Genomic DNA, 15608 nt, shown 5'->3' on the forward strand with positions numbered 1-15608 from the left:
ACCTCAGGTTCGGGGGGACGGTCCGATGTGCCGACCGGGGGCGCGGGGAGAAGGTGAACGGCGTAAGAGATCCCGCCCCTGCCGCCCACCGGGCCGCCGGGGCGCACAACAGGAGGAACCCCTGATGAAGCCCGTGCTCTGGCTGCTGCTCTTCGTCTCCACGGTGGCGGCGGTCTACGTCAGCACCTTCGCCCACTACACCGGCACCATGAGGGTCCTGGCCGGAGTCGGCACCGGCGTCGTCTTCGTCGGATCGGCGCTGGGACTGTGGCTGACCAGCGGCAAAAGTGACCGGTAGCGGCGCGAGCGCATGAGGAGGGGGTGTCCGGCAGCGAGCCGGACACCCCCTCCTCATGCGTGATGCGGAAAACGAACACCCCCTGCACACCGGACGACGGACCGCGACCGGCCGCCTCCGCCACCTCGGCGGGCGGAGCAGCCCCGTACGCTCCGAAGAACGACGGGAAGCGCGACGGACGACGGGGCGAGCGGCTGGACCGCGCCACGATCCTGAAACTTCAGGAGGACACGAAGGGCAAGCGGCTGACGTCCCGGCATCCCCGTTCTCGTCAAGGACAACATCGACACCGCGGACCGCCAGCCCACCGAGGGTGCGCAGGGCGAGGTCGCGGGGAGGGCCGATCGCTTTGGCGAGGGCGAGGGGAGGGCCGATCGCTTTGGCGAGGGCGAGGCTCTCGCCCACCAGGGCGACTCCTGCGACGACCGCGTCGATGAGGAGCGGTTTGAGGGCGGGTGCCGCATTTGCCCGGCAGCTCTACGTTGCACCTGACGCCGCACTGGGCAGCGAGCTGGGGTGGCCATGGTCAACTAGCAGGGTGAACCAGGTACTTACGACCTTCATCGCGGTGGCGGGAACACTCATCGGTTCTCTTCTGGGGTACCGGTTCCAGAAGCGTGTGGCAGACCGGAGCGAGCGCCGCAGCGCCGTCCTCGCCTTCACCGCCGCGACCAACGAATACATACGGAGCCAACACGACTGGTGGCACCGCCAGCAGGAGGAACAGGACGGTCCGGCGCACGTGGCAGCCAGAACGGAAGCTTTCCGGATCCGCGGCCAGGCCTTCCAGGCGGTTCACCGGCTCCGTCTGCTCATGCCCGATGACGACCTGCATGCACGGGCAGAGCAAACCATCGGGATGATCGGTGCCCTTCACCGCGCAACAGACCGCGAAGAACTGCGGACGGATTCGGTCGAGGCACGGGCATCCCTCAACTCCTTCGTCGTACACGCTTCAGCCCGGATGAGGTAGACAGCCGGCGGTTCTCGTACAGGTATCCCGCTGCACACACCGGTGAGCAGCATGGGCTGCCCGAGCCGGATGATGTCCAGCACGCGGAGGCGTCCGGCCGCACGGTTGATCCAGTAGACGGCAGTGAGATGTCCGACCGCGGCGGAGCGGACATCCCCGGGATCGCGGGGCCGGACGCGGACTCTGTCACTCGACTGCAGAGCGGCGCATGCCACTTGGCTGAGACCGCGCGGCCGTGGTGGCTAGGCCGTTTGACGGAATGCTGTTCCGACTGGAGCGCGGGGTGTTGGGCGGCAGGGCCGGTTGAGACGGTGCCCGTAGTGAGGAAGGGTCTGTGGTCATGGAGTACTTCTGCTACCACCGAGACCGACTGGGCTCCCTCGCGCTACGCAGGGAGTTGCTGGAGGAGCACTGGTTCTACATGGGCCGGTACGCGGACGTCGAGGTCCACGACTGGGAGTTCGGCGGGTGTCGATGAACCACGGAGGCACCAGGCCGATGTCATCTGCGGAGCGCATTGATCTGGGACGGGGGCGGTGACGGTGGCCATGCGGGCGGTTCCATTGATGGGCGGGCCGGTGGAGTTGTGGGGTGCGCTGGACCTGGAGACCACAGCGGCAGGGGTGATGCCGCGCCGGTTGCCGGCGTGGACCAAGGAGCAGTACCAGGACCCGTCGGTCTACGGAACGACCGTGATGCCTTCGGGGGTGCGGCTGGTGTTCCGCACCGATGCGCGCGCATTGGAGTTCGAGGTTCTCACCTCCACCGGCCAGCTGGACACCGACCCCCGCCCTCGCCCGACCGGGATGCTGGAGTTGCTGGTGGACGGTGCCCTGGCCGGGCGTCGTCAGGCGCCCGTGGGCAACGTGCTGCGGATGGCGGGCCCCGGTTCCGTACAGCGTCTCGTCCCGGGCAAGCCCGGGACCGTACGGTTCGCCGGGCTGCCGGCCGGTATGAAGAGCGTCGAGCTGTGGCTTCCGCAGCAGACCCCTACGGAACTGGTGGCACTGCGCGCCGACGGCGACGTACTGGCACCGCTGCCGGACGGGCGGCGCCGCTGGGTGCATCACGGCAGTTCCATCAGCCACTGCATCGAGGCCGACGGCCCGACCGGGACCTGGCCGGTGGTGGCAGCCGCGCTCGGAGGGGTGGAGGTGATCAACCTCAGTCTGGCGGGCAACGCGCTGCTGGATCCGTATGTCGCCCGGACGATCCGCGACACGCCCGCCGACCTGATCAGTCTGAAGGTGGGCATCAACATCGTGGGCCTGTCCGCCTTCCGGTTGCGGACGTTCGGTCCGGCGGTACACGGATTCCTGGACACGATCCGGGACGGTCACCCGGACACCCCGCTGCTGTTGATCTCCCCGGTGAGCTGTCCGGCCCTTGAGCAGGTGCCCGGCCCGACCGAGACCGGGCCGGACGGGAGGATCACTGCCCTGGGCGACCCGGCCGATGTGGCCGGCGGCGCACTGTCGTTGACGGTGGTCCGTGCCGAGCTGGCCCGGATCGCTGCGGCACGACAGGCGTCCGATCCTCACCTCCACCATCTCGACGGACGAGCGCTGATCGGGCCGGACGAGGCAGACGACCTGCCCGACGGCCTTCACCCCACCGCCGCCGCGTACCGCCGAATGGGTGAGCGCTTCGCTGCCCACGCCTTCGCGCCCGACGGTCCCTTCCGCTGAGCTGTTCTTGGCTTCCGGTATCGAGATGCGCTGCGAACCGGGCTGCCGGCCCGGGCATTCGCCGGACGGCCGGTACCGCGAGGAGGCCGGCGGCCAGGGGGCGTTCGCCAACTGTGCCGCTGCGCGGGCTTCCGGCGCCGCTCCGGTGCGCAGGGGGCGCCTGGCTGCGGGCTGCACGTCGACCGCGATGGGGACAGGATCGGGTGCGAGTGGGGCAGCCCGCACCGGGCTGGACGGAGAGGCGCCTATGCGCCGCGCCGAGGGCAGTCGCCGTCGTCGCGTTGGGACTGGCGCCACTCTTCGAGCGTCGGCGTCAGCAGGGTGCCGATCAGGTCTCCGATCCACAGCCCCTTTTCGTATGCCATCCGCTTCAGGTCTTCACGATCGGACTTGGGCAACGTCACGTACGTGAAGGTGGAGTTCCTCTGCGTGTGCCCGCAGCACAGGACGCGCGTGCAGTGCTGGTCCGAGTGTCCGGTCTCCCGCGATTCCCACGGTGGGTAGGGGTAGCGCCCCAGTCTCTCCGTGCACCGTTCGACTTCCTCATGCTTCTCGCGCCGGAGCCGCGGTGTCTTCCTGTCGCCGTAGTGACGCTCGAACCATGTACGCCGGGGAGCGTCCTGTATCTCGCGCTTCACCTCGGATATGCGGTCCTTGACCCCTTTGACGACATGAAGCGGAAGCGAGTTGCGGCAGAAGCCGGCCTTCGGATGGGCGTGGTGCAACTTCATGTTGAGCACCCACTCGACCGCGCTCTTCTTCTGCTTCCAGCTGTTGCACCGATCACAGGCGGGTACGAGGTTCCACCAGATGTCCCGTCCCTTTCCGCTCGCCAGCGGCGCCTCGTGCTCCAGGGTTTCCGACTGCCTCTCGTCGCAGTACACACAGCGACCGCCGTGGGCGGTCAGGACCATGAGCCACACCCACAGCGGCTGGCTCCCCCGGTCCTTGCTCAGTACTTCCTGTCCCGCTCCTGTCACATCCACCCCTTTGTCCCATAGTTGGACGACATCGTAGGGAGAGGCACTGACAGTCCGGCGCCGCGCGGGGCCGCCGCGCTCGTCGCCTCGGCGCTCACCGTGGATGCCGTGTTTCACCTGTACTGGACGACGGGAGCCATATGGCCCGCGGCCGATGGCAGGAGCCCGCCCCACGCGGTTCTCGCTACGGTCGTGCCGTTCACACCACCGATCCTGCTGCTTCTTGTCGCCCTGCTCCGGCTGGAACAGCTGCCGTTCCTGTCGGCTTCGGAGATCAGGGTGGTGTCGGTGCTGGACGACGGCGACGTGCTCGGGATCGGTGTCGGCCTCATCGTTCACGGCGACGGACAGCACCGCCACGTCGGCGATCGACGGGAACAGCAACTTCTCCAGCCGGAGCACCACTTCTTCCACGGGCCGAACTGTCAGCCACACCACACCCGGTACGGGTCAATTCCGGGCAACTCCCCCAGGGCCCGCTCGCCCGACAACCGTCACTCAGCGTGCATGGTCCACGGAATGTGTGCCAGAACCCCAGAAGACGGCGGCTCGCCGCCGTAGCGCCCCGCTGCTACAGCCTGCGAGCGAGCCCTGAGAACCGTTCGCGCCAGCTCTTGCGCGGGGGCCTTGCTGGTATCGACCTTGAGGTCGTACCTGGCCTCATGGGCATGAACCGTCCGCAGGTGCCCCCTCGCCAGGCCCGCCGGATTGCCCCGTGCCACCTCCCGTTCCTCCAACACATCGACCGGGCAGTACACCCCAACGAGATAGACCTCTACGCCGGAGAACGCCTGGAGCCAGTCCTCCAGAAAATCGGGATCCAGCAGCATCTCGTCCACCACGACGTTGCAGCCCTCGAACGCCAGCTTGGCGACCGACGCACGGGCGGCGGCAAGCATCCGGCGGCCGACGTCGCCGTACCGGATGCTGATCAGCTGACGGCGGTCCCCGTCACGTTCCGACCGGTCGTAGCGGAACCCTTCGAAGCTCAAGTGCCCGCCGCGGGCGCCGGCCCACTTCTCCGGCACCATCGAGAAGAGCGTGTCGATGCCCCAGTACAGGTACGGCTCATCGCCTTCTTCCTGGATCGCGCGGGCCAAGGTGGTCTTACCGGCACTCGATGTGCCATTGAGAAGGATCACGTGACCAGGGCGGTCATACTGCACAGAGGCTCCCATCCAACCAACGTATCGGGCCCGGTCAACGACGGTGCGGCCCTCCGAGGCAGGAACCGGGCGAGTGGCCGGTGCGCGGGGCGGGTTCGACCAGCAGCGTCGGGCATCGAGCGACGGCCCGGTCGGCGGACCACCGGTGATCGAATCTGCGGTTGGCGAAGTGCGGGCTGGAAGCCCGGGGGGCCTGGATCCGAGGGTGGTGTTGAACTCGCGAACGTAGTCCTTCGCCCGGGGAACTTGACGCAGGGCGACGGTGTCGACGGACCGGTTGCCCAGCTTGAGGCCGTGGTCCCGGTCCCGGGCCTGAAGATGGGTGGTCCCCACGATCGCCGGCATCCGGTAGTGGGGCTTCTTGGGTTCGGCGCGACTTCTGCGTGCCATGATGACTCGTTCAAGTTCCTTCACTTCTAGGGAGTTGCGGTGCCAGGAATGCCCGTCGGAGCGGAACTGAGAGTGGCTGTCGAGGGCTTGGGAGAGGCCCAGCCGCATGTGGTCGCGTTGCGTGACTGGCTGGATTCTGAAGATGATCTGCGCGGCCGGGTGCGGCTCCAACGACAGCCTCCCCTCCCTGGCCACATGGGTTCCGCCATGGAGCTGCTGACAGTGGCTCTCGGCTCCGGCGGCATCCTGGCCGTGCTCATCCAGTCGGTGTGCACCTGGGCCACCTCTCGCGGCACCGACGTCAAGATCACGATCAGTGCTGAGGACGGGCGTCGGATCGAGGTGGACGTTCAGCGCGCAGCCGATCCCCAGGCGCTCCTGCGGGAGGTCGCGGAACAGTTTCCGGCGCCGGGATCACCACCCCGGTGACTGGCACACGCTTCCCGGAGCGTGCGACCAGCCGGGCGGTACTCATCGGGACAGGTACGTTCGACGACCCCGAGTTGCCTGATATTCCTGCCGTGCAGGCGAACCTGGACGCATTGCGGCGAACTCTCACCCACCCGGTTCATGGTGTGTTCGCGCCCGAACACTGCGTGGTGGTGGCCGACCCCAAGGACCAGGCCACCGTCGGCGCGGCACTGTCCCAAGCCGTTCGTGAGTCCGAGGACCTGCTGCTGGTCTACTACTGCGGGCACGGCCTGCTCGACGAAGCCGGGCTGCTGCACTTCGCCCTCACCGGAACCGACAACCAGAACATCGGTTGGTCCGCCATCCACCTCGACCTCGTGAAACGGATGGTCGGCGGGGCCCGCGCCAAGGCCCGAGTGCTCGTGCTCGATTGCTGCTTTGCCGGCAAGGCGATCTCCGCCATGGCCGGACCAAGCGGGCTGGCCGTGGGACAGCTGAACCTGACTGGTACCTACACCCTGACTTCCACCACGGCCACCGCCCCGTCACATGCCCCGCCCGGCGCTACCCATACGGCGTTCACCGGGTCAATGCTCCAAGCTCTGACAGTTCCCGGTCCACTCAACCTGGACGAAGTGCACCGTCACGTTGACCAGGAGCTGGCCGGGCTCGGCCTCCCTCGTCCGCAGCGGCGCTCCGTCGGTGCCGTCGGTGAACTCTCCCTGGTCCGAGGGCCGGCCAGAGAGCCGGAGGCGCCATCCGCAGCCGGCGCACCGGCACCGGCTGACGCGGATACCGACGCGACATCAGATTCGGCCTCACTCCGCCGCGCATGGGCGTGGAGAACGATCCCAGCCATCGCAGTGCTATCTGCCATGGCAGCACTGGGGAATCTCCTGTGGGGCGGCTCGAATTCCACTTCAAGCCTGTTCAGTGACGACAAAGTGCTGGTCGGATTGGAGGGCAATACGGATAACTCCCTTTTCCTTAACCCCGCGTGGGGAAATTTCTCGGCCTTCAGCCTGGAAGCGGTAGAGGGGGTACTGGAGGAGGCAGATATCGAATCGAGACCGATCCGCGTCGATGTCCAGACCGTGGAGCAGATTTCTTCTTTGCAGAACCGTGACGTCGACCTGAACGCCGCGCTCGCCATGACATCGAAGCGCATGAAGGAGGTTGAATTCGTGGGGCCCATCGCTTCCGGTGCGCTGGGTCTACTGGTCCGGGCGGCCGAAACGACGGGTATCCGGAAGATGGCCGACCTCGACGGCAAGTACGTCTGCACACAAGAGGGTTCAACGGCGCAGGATACCATTAGGAGCGAAACCTACGGTCGAATCCGGATGCTGGTGGAGCCGGGATTCCATTCCTGCATCGAAGCCCTGGAGGACAGGCGCGTCGATGCGATCGTCGGAGACACTCTGCCGCTCTCTGCATTTGAGTTGGAGAACAACAACCGACTCAAGGTCGTCCCAAATCTCACCATCGGTGGGCCCAGTAAATACGGCATCGCCCTGCCCAAGGGACACGACAAGGATTGCACACGCCTCCGTGACGCCCTCGTGAAGTACGTTGGCAGCGGTAAGTGGCTAAAAGCGTTCCGGACCCGGCTACCCAACTCAGCCCAGCATGCGGAAGAACTCCAGCCCAGTGCGACCCAGATCGATGAGTTGTCCTGCCGCGGTTGAGTACGTTCGTCCGTACTCCCCTCCTTCGAGGAGGGGAATGCGCACCTGGAGTCCCACGGTCATCACGCGGTGCCGGGCAGGCGCCCGATGAACCCGAAAGCGCCGTACGCCCCTCACCAGGTGGTTTCGGCGGCGTCCTGACCCGTACGCAGGTAAATCTCACCAGCGAAGGGACAGCAGAATCTGACGTTTCACAAGGTTGATGGCGATCACCTCCACCGCGACCCCGTCGCCGACCTGTACGGAGCTTTCCGGGGGATCAGCAGTGTGCCTTGCGAGGTCGGGCCACGGGACCAGCCCCACGCAGTGTTCATTGACCCGGACGAACGCGCCGATCTTCACCAGCTTCTCCACGCGACCTGCGACGACACGACCGAGTTGAGTCCGAGCGAACTCCGTCAGCGGGTCAGTGTGGAGCGCCTTGAGCGACAGCGCGCACTGCTCCCGGTCGAGATCAACGCCCAGGACGACGACGGTCACCTCCTGGCCGATCTCCACGACGTCCGACACCGCCTCGAAATGGGCCCAGGTCAACTCGGCCACGCTGACCAGTCCGTCCAGACCACCGATGTCGATGAACGCGCCGAAGCGTTCGACCGCCGAGACGACGCCTTTGCAGACCTGCCCCTCCTTCAACCCCTCCAGCTTCGCCCGGCGAATCTGCTCTCTGGACGTCTCCGTCATCCCAACTCCTTCCCGAGCTGCCGTCGGAGTGGCCCTGACACCCTATTCCGGGGGCTCGTCCGGGAAGTCCAGCCAGGCTTGCGTGGCTTTGACGACACGCTTGCCGAGAGCGGCAGTTTCATGGTGCGGTTCCGCTCCGCTCGTGGCCGGCGGGTGCCGTCTACCGACGCCGCTCGTCTTCGGCGCCCCGGTACGTAAGCAGGTCGCCTGGCTGGCAGTCGAGGGCCTCGCAGATGCGGGTCAGTGTGGTGAAGCGGATGGCGCGGGCCCGGCCGTTCTTCAGGATGGACAGGTTCACATTGGTCACGCCGACCCTGGAGGCGAGCTCCGCGAGGGTCATGCCGCGCTCGCTGAGCATGCGGTCGAGATGGACCTCGATTTCATGACTGTCGTTGTCGTCCGGTGGCATCACACCGTCCCTTCCAGATCCTCCCGCATGGCCACCCCGGTGCGCATGATACGGGCGAACGTGAGGATGCCCAGGGCCGTGAAGACGAGTGCGTAGGGCGGCTGCCAGGTCTCCAGCCAACTGTCCGCAGTGAAGGTGTAGTCCTTGGCCAGGGTCGCCAGCAGCGCTGCGTGCGCGCCCGCTTCCACCACCGCTGCGGCCAGGCAGCCGAGCAGCAGCCACCAGCCCGCGATCCGCAGGTACCTGACAGTCCGTGTGGTGAAGACGCCCTCGCGGGACGCGCCCTGTATCAAGCGGTCGAGCAGGAACAGAATGCCCAGGACCAGCAGCAACGAGGGGAAGCCGCCGAGGAGGTCGAACAGCCGCTGGACACCGTCGGCGTGGTCAGTGCAGTAGGACGGGCGAGTCATTACCTCGACCCCCGCACGGGGCTGGAACCTGTCGGTGAACCCGTCCGTGCTGAAGTCCGAACGGGACTCGGCACACACATTCGGGCCACCCCACATCAGGCTCAGCTTCGTGCCGACCAGAGGCCCCAAGGCGCTGGCGACAAGGCCCACGAGACACAGCCGGTAGACGCCCCGGACCACAGTGGCGACCGGCTCCAGCAGCCTGGCCTCGGCGTGTTCGCCATGTGACGGAGGTTGATCCGGCAGTTCGGCCCCATTGGAACTCTGTACCTCAGCGGACATCAACAACCGCCCCCATATCGAATATCGATGTTATCGAAGAACGATAAGAGTGGGTGGGGCGGTGGTCAACCCCGCACCGACGTCCAGCTGAGTGCCTCCCAAACTCAGGTTCTGGCTCAGCTTCCGTGCAGCGGCCACTCTCCGCATGGCCGTCGGCGAAGCCTGGTGGGCTCTCTGATCTTGCCCTTCACGCGACGCCCCGATCATGATCGTCGTATGACTAGGCACTCGGTAACCTTGGACGAGATCGTTTTGGAGGACTGGCCGGCCGTTCACTCGTGGGCGTGCCTGCCGGAGGTGTGCCGCTATCAGTCCTGGGGGCCGAACACAGAAGTCCAGACGCTGGACTTCGTGGACTCCGCAGTCAAGGCCTGGTCGGATACTCCTCAGCGCCGGTTCCCTTATGTCGCCCGCGTCGGGCGCGATGTGGTGGGCATGGGTGAGCTGCATGTCCGCAGCCATAAGCAGCGCCAAGGCGAGATCTCATACATCGTGCATCCCCGAATGTGGGGGCAGGGCATCGGCACGGAAATCGGTCGGCAACTGCTCGCGCACGGGTTCGACGAGCTGGGGCTTCATCGGATCCATGCCACCTGTGACCCGAGGAACCTCGGCTCCTCCCGAGTGCTGTCCAAGATAGGTATGACGCATGAGGGACGCCTGCGCCACACAGCGCTGCTCCGCGACGGCTGGCGAGACTCCATGATCTTCAGCAGCCTCGAAGGGGAATGGCGCTTCCCTGCGTAACCCCGCCAGCGGGGTGCTGTCGTTTCTCAGGTTTGGCTCAGCTTCCGTGCAGCGGCCACTCTCCGTCACGCGAGGAGGACTCGTTTGCGGAGAAGTTGGAACCCTGCGCGGCCGAACATCTGGCGCTTGAGCATCTTGATCCGGTTGACGTGGCCTTCGACGACACCGGAGTTCCAGGGCAGGGTGAGGCCGGCGATCACGGCATCGAGCCAGTCCGGCAGACGTTCACCCTTGCGATCGGTGAGCATGGCAGCGAAGGACCGGACGTGCCGGGCGAGCGCGTTGAGTTCGGGGCAGTGCGTCCGGACGGCTTCGAGCTGGAGCTGCTCGGATTCGGTGGGCGTTTCCGGGTGCCGGAGGATCCATCCGGCAACGGCCCGGGGCGAGGGAGGCCGGGCGGTCACCGGCCGTGGCGAGGTGCGCTTGTCGTGCAGTTAGGCGCGAACACGCTGGTAGCTGCCCTTGTAACCGAGCGGCACGATCTCCTCCCACAGCTTCCACGCATTGGTGCAGCCCTCGTTCCAGCGGTCATCCAGGTAGGGCTTGTAGTCGTCGAGGACCGAGGACCGGTTCTGCCACTGGCCTGTGAACAGTTCCTCTGGCTTCGTCGCATCGGCGAAGCGCTTGACGGTGTGCCAGCTCATCCCAAGCTGTCGCTGGACCGAGCGCAGGCTGTGTCCTGCCTCCATGTCGGATCGGGCGCCGATCCGCGTCCGTCCGGGATCCTCGGTCCGGCCGCCGTCGGGTTCTGGTCCGGCGTGCGGTCGTGAGTGTTCCGGGCGGTTTCACCCGGGACACTCACGACACCAGAGCAGCAGTCGGCTTACCTGGCGAGTTCAGCCGGTTCGTCGAGTCTCGTCAGCTTCCGCGGGTTTCTCACCAAGTAGACACGGGTGACCTGCTCGTTCTCCACCACAAGGCTCACCGCTGTGGCCAGCTCGCCGTCGATCTCGATCCGGCCCGCAGGTGCGCCGTTGAGCCACACTGCCATTGTCGCGAACGCGGCCGCTTCCACTCGGTTCGTGCGCGCGAGCACCTCGGCCACGAGCTCGACCCCGTGGATCGGAGCCAAAGCGGCGGCCGCCAGCCCACCACCATCGGCGATCAAGACCACGTCCGGCGCCATGACCTCCACCAGCTCCTGCAACTGCCCGGTGCGCAATGCAAGCAGGAACCGCTCCACCACGGCCCGCTGCTCCGACCGGCTCACCTGGACCCGCGGCCGCCGGGCCGCCACATGCTCGCGCGCTCTCCGCGCGATCTGCCGCACCGCGGCCACGGACTTCCCGATGGCCTCGGCGATCTCGCCGTACGGCAGCTCGAAGACCTCGCGGAGCACGAACACCGCCCGCTCCGTCGGCCCGAGCGTTTCGAGAACGGTCAGCATCGCGATCGAGACGCTCTCCGCGAGCTCTACGTCCTCGGCGACATCAGGACTGGTCAGCAACGGTTCCGGCAGCCACTCGCCGACATAGTCCTCGCGGCTGCGAGCCAACGTCCGCAACCGGTTGAGCGCCTGCCGCGTGACGGTCCTGACGAGGTACGCCCGCGCGTCGCTCACCCGCGACTGGTCGACCTCGGCCCACCGCAGCCAGGACTCCTGCAGCACGTCCTCCGCGTCGACCGCGGAGCCGAGCATCTCGTAGGCGACTGTGAACAGCAGGCTGCGATGGGCGACGAACGGGTCCCCGGTCATGCCGTCGACGCTACGTCAGACGTCTCAGGACGCGTGGCCAGCGGGATCTCGCAGGCATCGGAGTAGCCCTGCGATGTGATCCCATGCGCCGTGTTGCACCTGGCTGCCAGGTTGGCGAATCCGATGAACACTGTGAGCTCGACCAGCGCCGCCGGGCCGAGCCGGCCGAGCAGACTCGCCGACAGCTCATCGGTGACGGTCGTCGGCGTGTTCGTCATGGCCTCGGCGTACTCCATCACCTCCCGCTCCAGCGGCGTGAACACCCCCGACTCCCGCCAGCGCGGCACCTGGCTCGCCTTGGCCAGATCCAGGTTCTGGTTCAGTGCCGCGAAGTAGTTGATGTCGAGGCACCAGGTGCAGCCGACCTGTGCCGCGACGGCCATGTGCGCGAACGTCTTGAGGCTCGCGTCGACCGCGTCCCAGGTGCCCACCTTGGCTGAAAACTCCTGGTTGGCCTCGGCAAGCCTGGGGTTGTTCCAGAGCACCTCGTTGGGCTCGGGCACGGAACCGAGCTGCTTGATCAGGTTTTCGCGGAGCTCGGCGGGGAGCTCGGCCTTCGGGACGCGTAGCGCCATGGTGTTCTCCTCGAACGTTTGCCTGTTTGGCATGAAGACACCGCCGGGCCCGCGAATGTGACAATCACCATCGCCACTGCGCATGGATCGTAAGCGCGCACAGGCCGACCCCCGGCCGCTCTCGGACGGCAGTGACCGGAAGGGGCACTCCTCACTCGCCGGTGCGTCCGGGTAAGCGGCTACCTCACCCCTGAAAACGGTCAAACCCAACGGCGGAGCCGGACCGGATCACCCGAGACAACACCCGCCATCCCGACTCCCGGGACCGGAACACCTGAGATTCCCGGCACCCCGGCACAAGCTCGCCCTCGCCTACCAGGCCACACTCCGCCACGCCGCGATTGTCATCCGGGCCCGGCGACAGACCGGTGCCGCGACATTCCCCGGATCGCGCTCGCAAACTGGAAACATGCTCCACAAGAGCACGCGCAGGCCCCGAAACAGCCCGCTGAACGTGAAAACGTACAGTGAGCCGATGACGATCAGCGGGGTGGGAACAGCGGCGCCGGCCGGTGTCGATGGGGTGCGAAACTTCCGGGACGCCGGCGGAGTCGGGGGACTGCGGCCCGGTGTCCTCTACCGGTCCGGCGCGTTGCACGCGATGTCGGCGAAGGGGGCACGTGAGCTGGAGGGCCTGGGAGTGCGTGCGGTCGTTGACCTGCGCAGCCGCCCCGAGGTCACCGACCGGCCCGATGCCTTGCACGGGACGGCGATCAGATACCTGCATGTTCCGGTGTTCACCGAGCAGCGATGGCCGCAGGAGCAGATGGAGCTCTACCCGTCGATGGCCGAGCATTCCGGCCGTGCTGTGCTGGCAGTGCTACGACACCTGCGCGCCGAGGGCAACGGACCAGTGCTCGTCCACTGTGCATCGGGGAAGGACCGGACCGGTGTCGTGGTCGCCCTTGTGCAAACACTGTTCGGGGCGTCCGAGGCGGAGGTGGTCGCGGACTTCGTGCGTTCCAACACCGAGCTGGGTCTGCCCGTCGCACAGCCGTCAGGCCCACGGGGGCACAACACCCTGCCGGTCACAGCCGGACACCTTCGTCGCGCACTCCTGTGGATCCGCAGCCACCACGGTTCTGTACCCGCCTGCCTCCAGGCTCAGGGCGCCACGGAGGAAGACCTCTCCGTGCTGCCCGGCAAAGCGTCAGCGACCCACCTGCCTGCCACTCCTTCTTGGCCTCCGCCGCTCATCAAAGAGACACCCTCCAGCTGAGATCCCAGGTGGGAGGCATGTCCCAGAGGTGAACCGGCATCACGTGGACGGTGGGGCGGTGGCCGGCTCGGGCTTGGGTGGCGGAGCCGGGCCGGCGCGTAAGGTGCCCAGGTGATCGAGATACCAGAGGCGTTCGGGCAGAGCACGATTGAGCGCGAAGGAGAGCCTGGAGCGGCGTGGCTCGGCGAGCTTGCCATGATCGTGGAAGAGCTGCTGGGGCGCTGGGAGTGCGTGCCGGACGGGAAGGTCATGCACGGGGGTGTCGGGGTAATCGTCCCCGTGCGGCAGCGGGGCGAAGGCACTGCCGTGCTGAAGGTGTCGTTTCCGCACCCTGGCAACGCCCACGAGCCGGATGCCTTCGCGGCGTGGGGCGGGCGCGGAGCGGTCCTGCTGTACGAACGCGACGATGAGCGGTTCGCGATGCTGCTTGAGCGGGTCCATACGACGACCCTGGCCGGAGTCGAAGACGGCGACGAGGTTGTGAGGGTCGCAGGGGGTATCAGCCGTCGGCTGGCCATCCCCGCGCCGCCGGGCCTGCCCCGGCTGAAAGAGCAGGCCGATGGCTGGGAGGAGCAGCTACGCAAGGATGCCGCGGAACTGACGCATGCGCTGCCGCGCTACGTGGTGGATGCCGCCGTGGCGACCGTCCGCGAGCTGGGCCGCGTCCAGCCGGACACCCTCATCCACGGTGACCTCCACGCCAGGAACATCCTGCGTGCCGACCGTGAGCCATGGCTGGCCGTAGATCCCAAGGGATACGCAGGAGATCCCGCTTACGACGGCGGCACGCTGCTCAAGTCGCGCGCGCTGACGCTCCTGGAGGCGGACGACCTGCGCAAGGCGGTCCACCGCACTCTGGACGTCTTCGCCGAGGCTGCGGAAGTCGATCGCGAACGCGCCCGGCGTTGGGCCCAGTTCCATGCCGTCCAGGCTGCTTTCTGGGGCCGCCGCCAAGGATTCCGCATCGCTCGCAGCGGACCACAGTTGGACTGGCTCACCGAATTCGTCGGCCGTCTCGCGGAGTTGCTGACCGAACGCCCTTAGGCCGTCATCTCGTTGGGCCAGGGCGGGGTCGGAGAGGCCGGGGCCAGGGCGCGGTCGGGGCCAGGGCGGGGGCGGGGAAGTCGGCCCGCACGGCATGCAGCATCTGCTGTGCCGGGCCTGCCGGAATGCCGATGCCGATGCCGATGCCGATGCCGTCCACGACAACATGCGCAGATACGTCGTCGAGCACCTCCACGACGAGGCAGCGGCGTGAGTCTGTCGGGCGAAACGCCCGCGTCACCGATACCCGGCTGCGGCGGGTGGTCGCCGGGGTGAACGTCGCCCGACACGGCAGTCGCTATAGCCTGGACCGGCTATGGACGGCTGACATCACGTCACATTCCACCCGAGCACGACCGGCAGCTCGTGCTCGTAACCCAGCGTGTTGATCGTTGCCGGATGCGGGTGTCCGAACTGCCGTCCGGCCAAGGCGTCAAGCCCGAGCCAGCGCGCGGTGAGAACACGTGACAGGTGGCCGTGCGCGACGACGGCCACGTCGCCCTTCTCCAGCAGCAGCCGAACCCGGCCGAGGAAGGCATCGACCCGCACCGTCACGTCCCCGAGGTCCTCGCCGGCGTCGACGCCGTCGCGCCACAGCTCCCAGCCGGGCTTGAGCTCCTGGATCTGCTCGGCGGTCAGCCCCTCGTAGCGGCCGTAGTCCCACTCGATCAGGTCGGTGTCGGGCTCCGCGTTGCCGAGCCCCGCCAGTTCGGCGGTCCGCACTGCGCGAGTCAGCGGGCTGGTGTAGACGGCGGTGAACTCCCGTTCGGCCAGCCGCGGCGCAAGCGCTCGCGCCGCTTCCTCTCCCACCTCGGTCAGTGGCAGGTCGGTGCGGCCGGCGTGCTGGCCGGTCCGGCTCCATGCGGTCTCGCCGTGCCTGATCAATACCAATTGGCCCATGGCCGCGGACCGTATCCCACATCGAACACAGGGCGAACCAGGAACGCC

Annotated in this window: 19 protein-coding genes; 9 read left to right on the top strand and 10 right to left on the bottom strand. The window is 67.1% G+C overall.

Annotation, left to right across the window (positions count from 1 at the left end; all coding sequences use genetic code 11):
- Positions 1 to 124: 124 nt before the first annotated feature.
- From ACGF8B_RS37040 to ACGF8B_RS37055, 4 genes are all read left to right on the top strand, one after another.
- Complete coding sequence (locus ACGF8B_RS37040) at positions 125 to 298, top strand: hypothetical protein (protein WP_392746811.1); 174 nt, start codon at positions 125 to 127, stop codon at positions 296 to 298.
- A 538-nt stretch (positions 299 to 836) separates the two neighbouring features.
- The gene (locus tag ACGF8B_RS37045) at positions 837 to 1271 is read left to right on the top strand and encodes a hypothetical protein (RefSeq protein ID WP_392746812.1); all 435 of its coding nucleotides are present in this window, start codon (positions 837 to 839) and stop codon (positions 1269 to 1271) included.
- A 334-nt stretch (positions 1272 to 1605) separates the two neighbouring features.
- On the top strand, positions 1606 to 1749 hold the full coding sequence (locus tag ACGF8B_RS37050) for a hypothetical protein (RefSeq protein WP_392746955.1): 144 nt from the start codon (positions 1606 to 1608) through the stop codon (positions 1747 to 1749).
- Positions 1750 to 1819: 70 nt separating this feature from the next.
- A complete protein-coding gene (locus ACGF8B_RS37055; RefSeq protein WP_392746814.1) occupies positions 1820 to 2959 on the top strand; it encodes a GDSL-type esterase/lipase family protein in 1140 nt (379 codons plus the stop codon).
- Between the two features lie 245 nt (positions 2960 to 3204).
- On the opposite strand, the gene ACGF8B_RS37060 is transcribed toward ACGF8B_RS37055, so the two are convergent.
- Both ACGF8B_RS37060 and ACGF8B_RS37065 read right to left on the bottom strand, forming a co-directional pair.
- A complete protein-coding gene (locus tag ACGF8B_RS37060; protein WP_392746815.1) occupies positions 3205 to 4353 on the bottom strand; it encodes an HNH endonuclease in 1149 nt (382 codons plus the stop codon).
- A gap of 80 nt (positions 4354 to 4433) precedes the next feature.
- Complete coding sequence (locus tag ACGF8B_RS37065; RefSeq protein ID WP_392746816.1) at positions 4434 to 5666, bottom strand: chloramphenicol phosphotransferase CPT family protein; 1233 nt, start codon at positions 5664 to 5666, stop codon at positions 4434 to 4436.
- Between ACGF8B_RS37065 and ACGF8B_RS37070 the strand changes: the two genes are divergently transcribed.
- On the top strand, positions 5604 to 5924 hold the full coding sequence (locus ACGF8B_RS37070; RefSeq protein WP_392746817.1) for a hypothetical protein: 321 nt from the start codon (positions 5604 to 5606) through the stop codon (positions 5922 to 5924). The two genes, ACGF8B_RS37065 and ACGF8B_RS37070, sit on opposite strands and share 63 nt — an antisense overlap.
- Positions 5921 to 7594 carry a caspase family protein gene (locus tag ACGF8B_RS37075; RefSeq protein WP_392746818.1) on the top strand — a complete coding sequence of 558 codons (1674 nt, stop codon included), beginning with the start codon at positions 5921 to 5923 and terminating at the stop codon, positions 7592 to 7594. The genes ACGF8B_RS37070 and ACGF8B_RS37075 overlap by 4 nt, the downstream gene beginning before the upstream one ends.
- A gap of 159 nt (positions 7595 to 7753) precedes the next feature.
- Here the strand turns inward: ACGF8B_RS37075 and ACGF8B_RS37080 are convergent, their stop codons facing one another.
- The 3 genes from ACGF8B_RS37080 to ACGF8B_RS37090 all read right to left on the bottom strand — a co-directional run bounded on the left by ACGF8B_RS37080 (position 7754) and on the right by ACGF8B_RS37090 (position 9097).
- Complete coding sequence (locus ACGF8B_RS37080) at positions 7754 to 8278, bottom strand: S1 RNA-binding domain-containing protein (protein WP_392746819.1); 525 nt, start codon at positions 8276 to 8278, stop codon at positions 7754 to 7756.
- Positions 8279 to 8438: 160 nt separating this feature from the next.
- Positions 8439 to 8687: a helix-turn-helix domain-containing protein gene (locus ACGF8B_RS37085; RefSeq protein ID WP_392746821.1), complete on the bottom strand. Its 249-nt coding sequence runs from the start codon at positions 8685 to 8687 to the stop codon at positions 8439 to 8441.
- Positions 8687 to 9097 (bottom strand): DUF2975 domain-containing protein, encoded by a 411-nt coding sequence (locus tag ACGF8B_RS37090; protein ID WP_392746822.1) that lies wholly within the window; start codon positions 9095 to 9097, stop codon positions 8687 to 8689. The genes ACGF8B_RS37085 and ACGF8B_RS37090 overlap by 1 nt, the downstream gene beginning before the upstream one ends.
- 519 nt (positions 9098 to 9616) lie before the next feature.
- On the opposite strand from ACGF8B_RS37090, the gene ACGF8B_RS37095 reads away from it, so the two are divergent.
- Positions 9617 to 10126 carry a GNAT family N-acetyltransferase gene (locus tag ACGF8B_RS37095; protein WP_392746823.1) on the top strand — a complete coding sequence of 170 codons (510 nt, stop codon included), beginning with the start codon at positions 9617 to 9619 and terminating at the stop codon, positions 10124 to 10126.
- A gap of 65 nt (positions 10127 to 10191) precedes the next feature.
- Here ACGF8B_RS37095 and ACGF8B_RS37100 read toward each other — a convergent pair whose 3' ends face one another.
- The 4 genes from ACGF8B_RS37100 to ACGF8B_RS37115 form a co-directional block, all read right to left on the bottom strand.
- A complete protein-coding gene (locus ACGF8B_RS37100; RefSeq protein WP_392746957.1) occupies positions 10192 to 10530 on the bottom strand; it encodes a hypothetical protein in 339 nt (112 codons plus the stop codon).
- 30 nt (positions 10531 to 10560) lie between these two features.
- Entirely contained in the window at positions 10561 to 10770 is a 210-nt protein-coding gene (locus ACGF8B_RS37105; RefSeq protein ID WP_392746825.1) for a hypothetical protein, read from the bottom strand.
- A gap of 179 nt (positions 10771 to 10949) precedes the next feature.
- The gene (locus ACGF8B_RS37110; protein WP_392746827.1) at positions 10950 to 11822 is read right to left on the bottom strand and encodes an RNA polymerase sigma-70 factor; all 873 of its coding nucleotides are present in this window, start codon (positions 11820 to 11822) and stop codon (positions 10950 to 10952) included.
- On the bottom strand, positions 11819 to 12397 hold the full coding sequence (locus ACGF8B_RS37115; RefSeq protein ID WP_392746828.1) for a carboxymuconolactone decarboxylase family protein: 579 nt from the start codon (positions 12395 to 12397) through the stop codon (positions 11819 to 11821). Before ACGF8B_RS37115 ends, ACGF8B_RS37110 begins: the two co-directional genes overlap by 4 nt.
- Positions 12398 to 12872: 475 nt before the next feature.
- Here ACGF8B_RS37115 and ACGF8B_RS37120 point away from each other — a divergent pair, with 475 nt between their 5' ends.
- Both ACGF8B_RS37120 and ACGF8B_RS37125 read left to right on the top strand, forming a co-directional pair.
- Complete coding sequence (locus tag ACGF8B_RS37120; RefSeq protein ID WP_392746829.1) at positions 12873 to 13616, top strand: tyrosine-protein phosphatase; 744 nt, start codon at positions 12873 to 12875, stop codon at positions 13614 to 13616.
- A gap of 111 nt (positions 13617 to 13727) precedes the next feature.
- Entirely contained in the window at positions 13728 to 14660 is a 933-nt protein-coding gene (locus tag ACGF8B_RS37125) for an aminoglycoside phosphotransferase family protein (RefSeq protein WP_392746830.1), read from the top strand.
- 330 nt (positions 14661 to 14990) lie between these two features.
- Here ACGF8B_RS37125 and ACGF8B_RS37130 read toward each other — a convergent pair whose 3' ends face one another.
- Positions 14991 to 15560 carry a histidine phosphatase family protein gene (locus tag ACGF8B_RS37130; RefSeq protein ID WP_392746832.1) on the bottom strand — a complete coding sequence of 190 codons (570 nt, stop codon included), beginning with the start codon at positions 15558 to 15560 and terminating at the stop codon, positions 14991 to 14993.
- Positions 15561 to 15608 lie beyond the last annotated feature (48 nt).

The organism is Streptomyces sp. NPDC047917, from assembly GCF_043204345.1.
In the GTDB taxonomy this organism is placed as follows: domain Bacteria; phylum Actinomycetota; class Actinomycetes; order Streptomycetales; family Streptomycetaceae; genus Streptomyces; species Streptomyces sanglieri.

Coding starts and splice junctions, on each gene's coding strand:
- ACGF8B_RS37040 (WP_392746811.1), top strand. CDS start 125: ATGAAGCCCGTGCTCTGGCTGCTGCTCTTCGTCTCCACGGTGGCGGCG.
- ACGF8B_RS37055 (WP_392746814.1), top strand. CDS start 1,820: ATGCGGGCGGTTCCATTGATGGGCGGGCCGGTGGAGTTGTGGGGTGCG.
- ACGF8B_RS37080 (WP_392746819.1), bottom strand. CDS start 8,278: ATGACGGAGACGTCCAGAGAGCAGATTCGCCGGGCGAAGCTGGAGGGG.
- ACGF8B_RS37085 (WP_392746821.1), bottom strand. CDS start 8,687: ATGCCACCGGACGACAACGACAGTCATGAAATCGAGGTCCATCTCGAC.
- ACGF8B_RS37090 (WP_392746822.1), bottom strand. CDS start 9,097: ATGACTCGCCCGTCCTACTGCACTGACCACGCCGACGGTGTCCAGCGG.
- ACGF8B_RS37105 (WP_392746825.1), bottom strand. CDS start 10,770: ATGAGCTGGCACACCGTCAAGCGCTTCGCCGATGCGACGAAGCCAGAG.
- ACGF8B_RS37110 (WP_392746827.1), bottom strand. CDS start 11,822: ATGACCGGGGACCCGTTCGTCGCCCATCGCAGCCTGCTGTTCACAGTC.
- ACGF8B_RS37115 (WP_392746828.1), bottom strand. CDS start 12,397: ATGGCGCTACGCGTCCCGAAGGCCGAGCTCCCCGCCGAGCTCCGCGAA.
- ACGF8B_RS37120 (WP_392746829.1), top strand. CDS start 12,873: ATGACGATCAGCGGGGTGGGAACAGCGGCGCCGGCCGGTGTCGATGGG.
- ACGF8B_RS37130 (WP_392746832.1), bottom strand. CDS start 15,560: ATGGGCCAATTGGTATTGATCAGGCACGGCGAGACCGCATGGAGCCGG.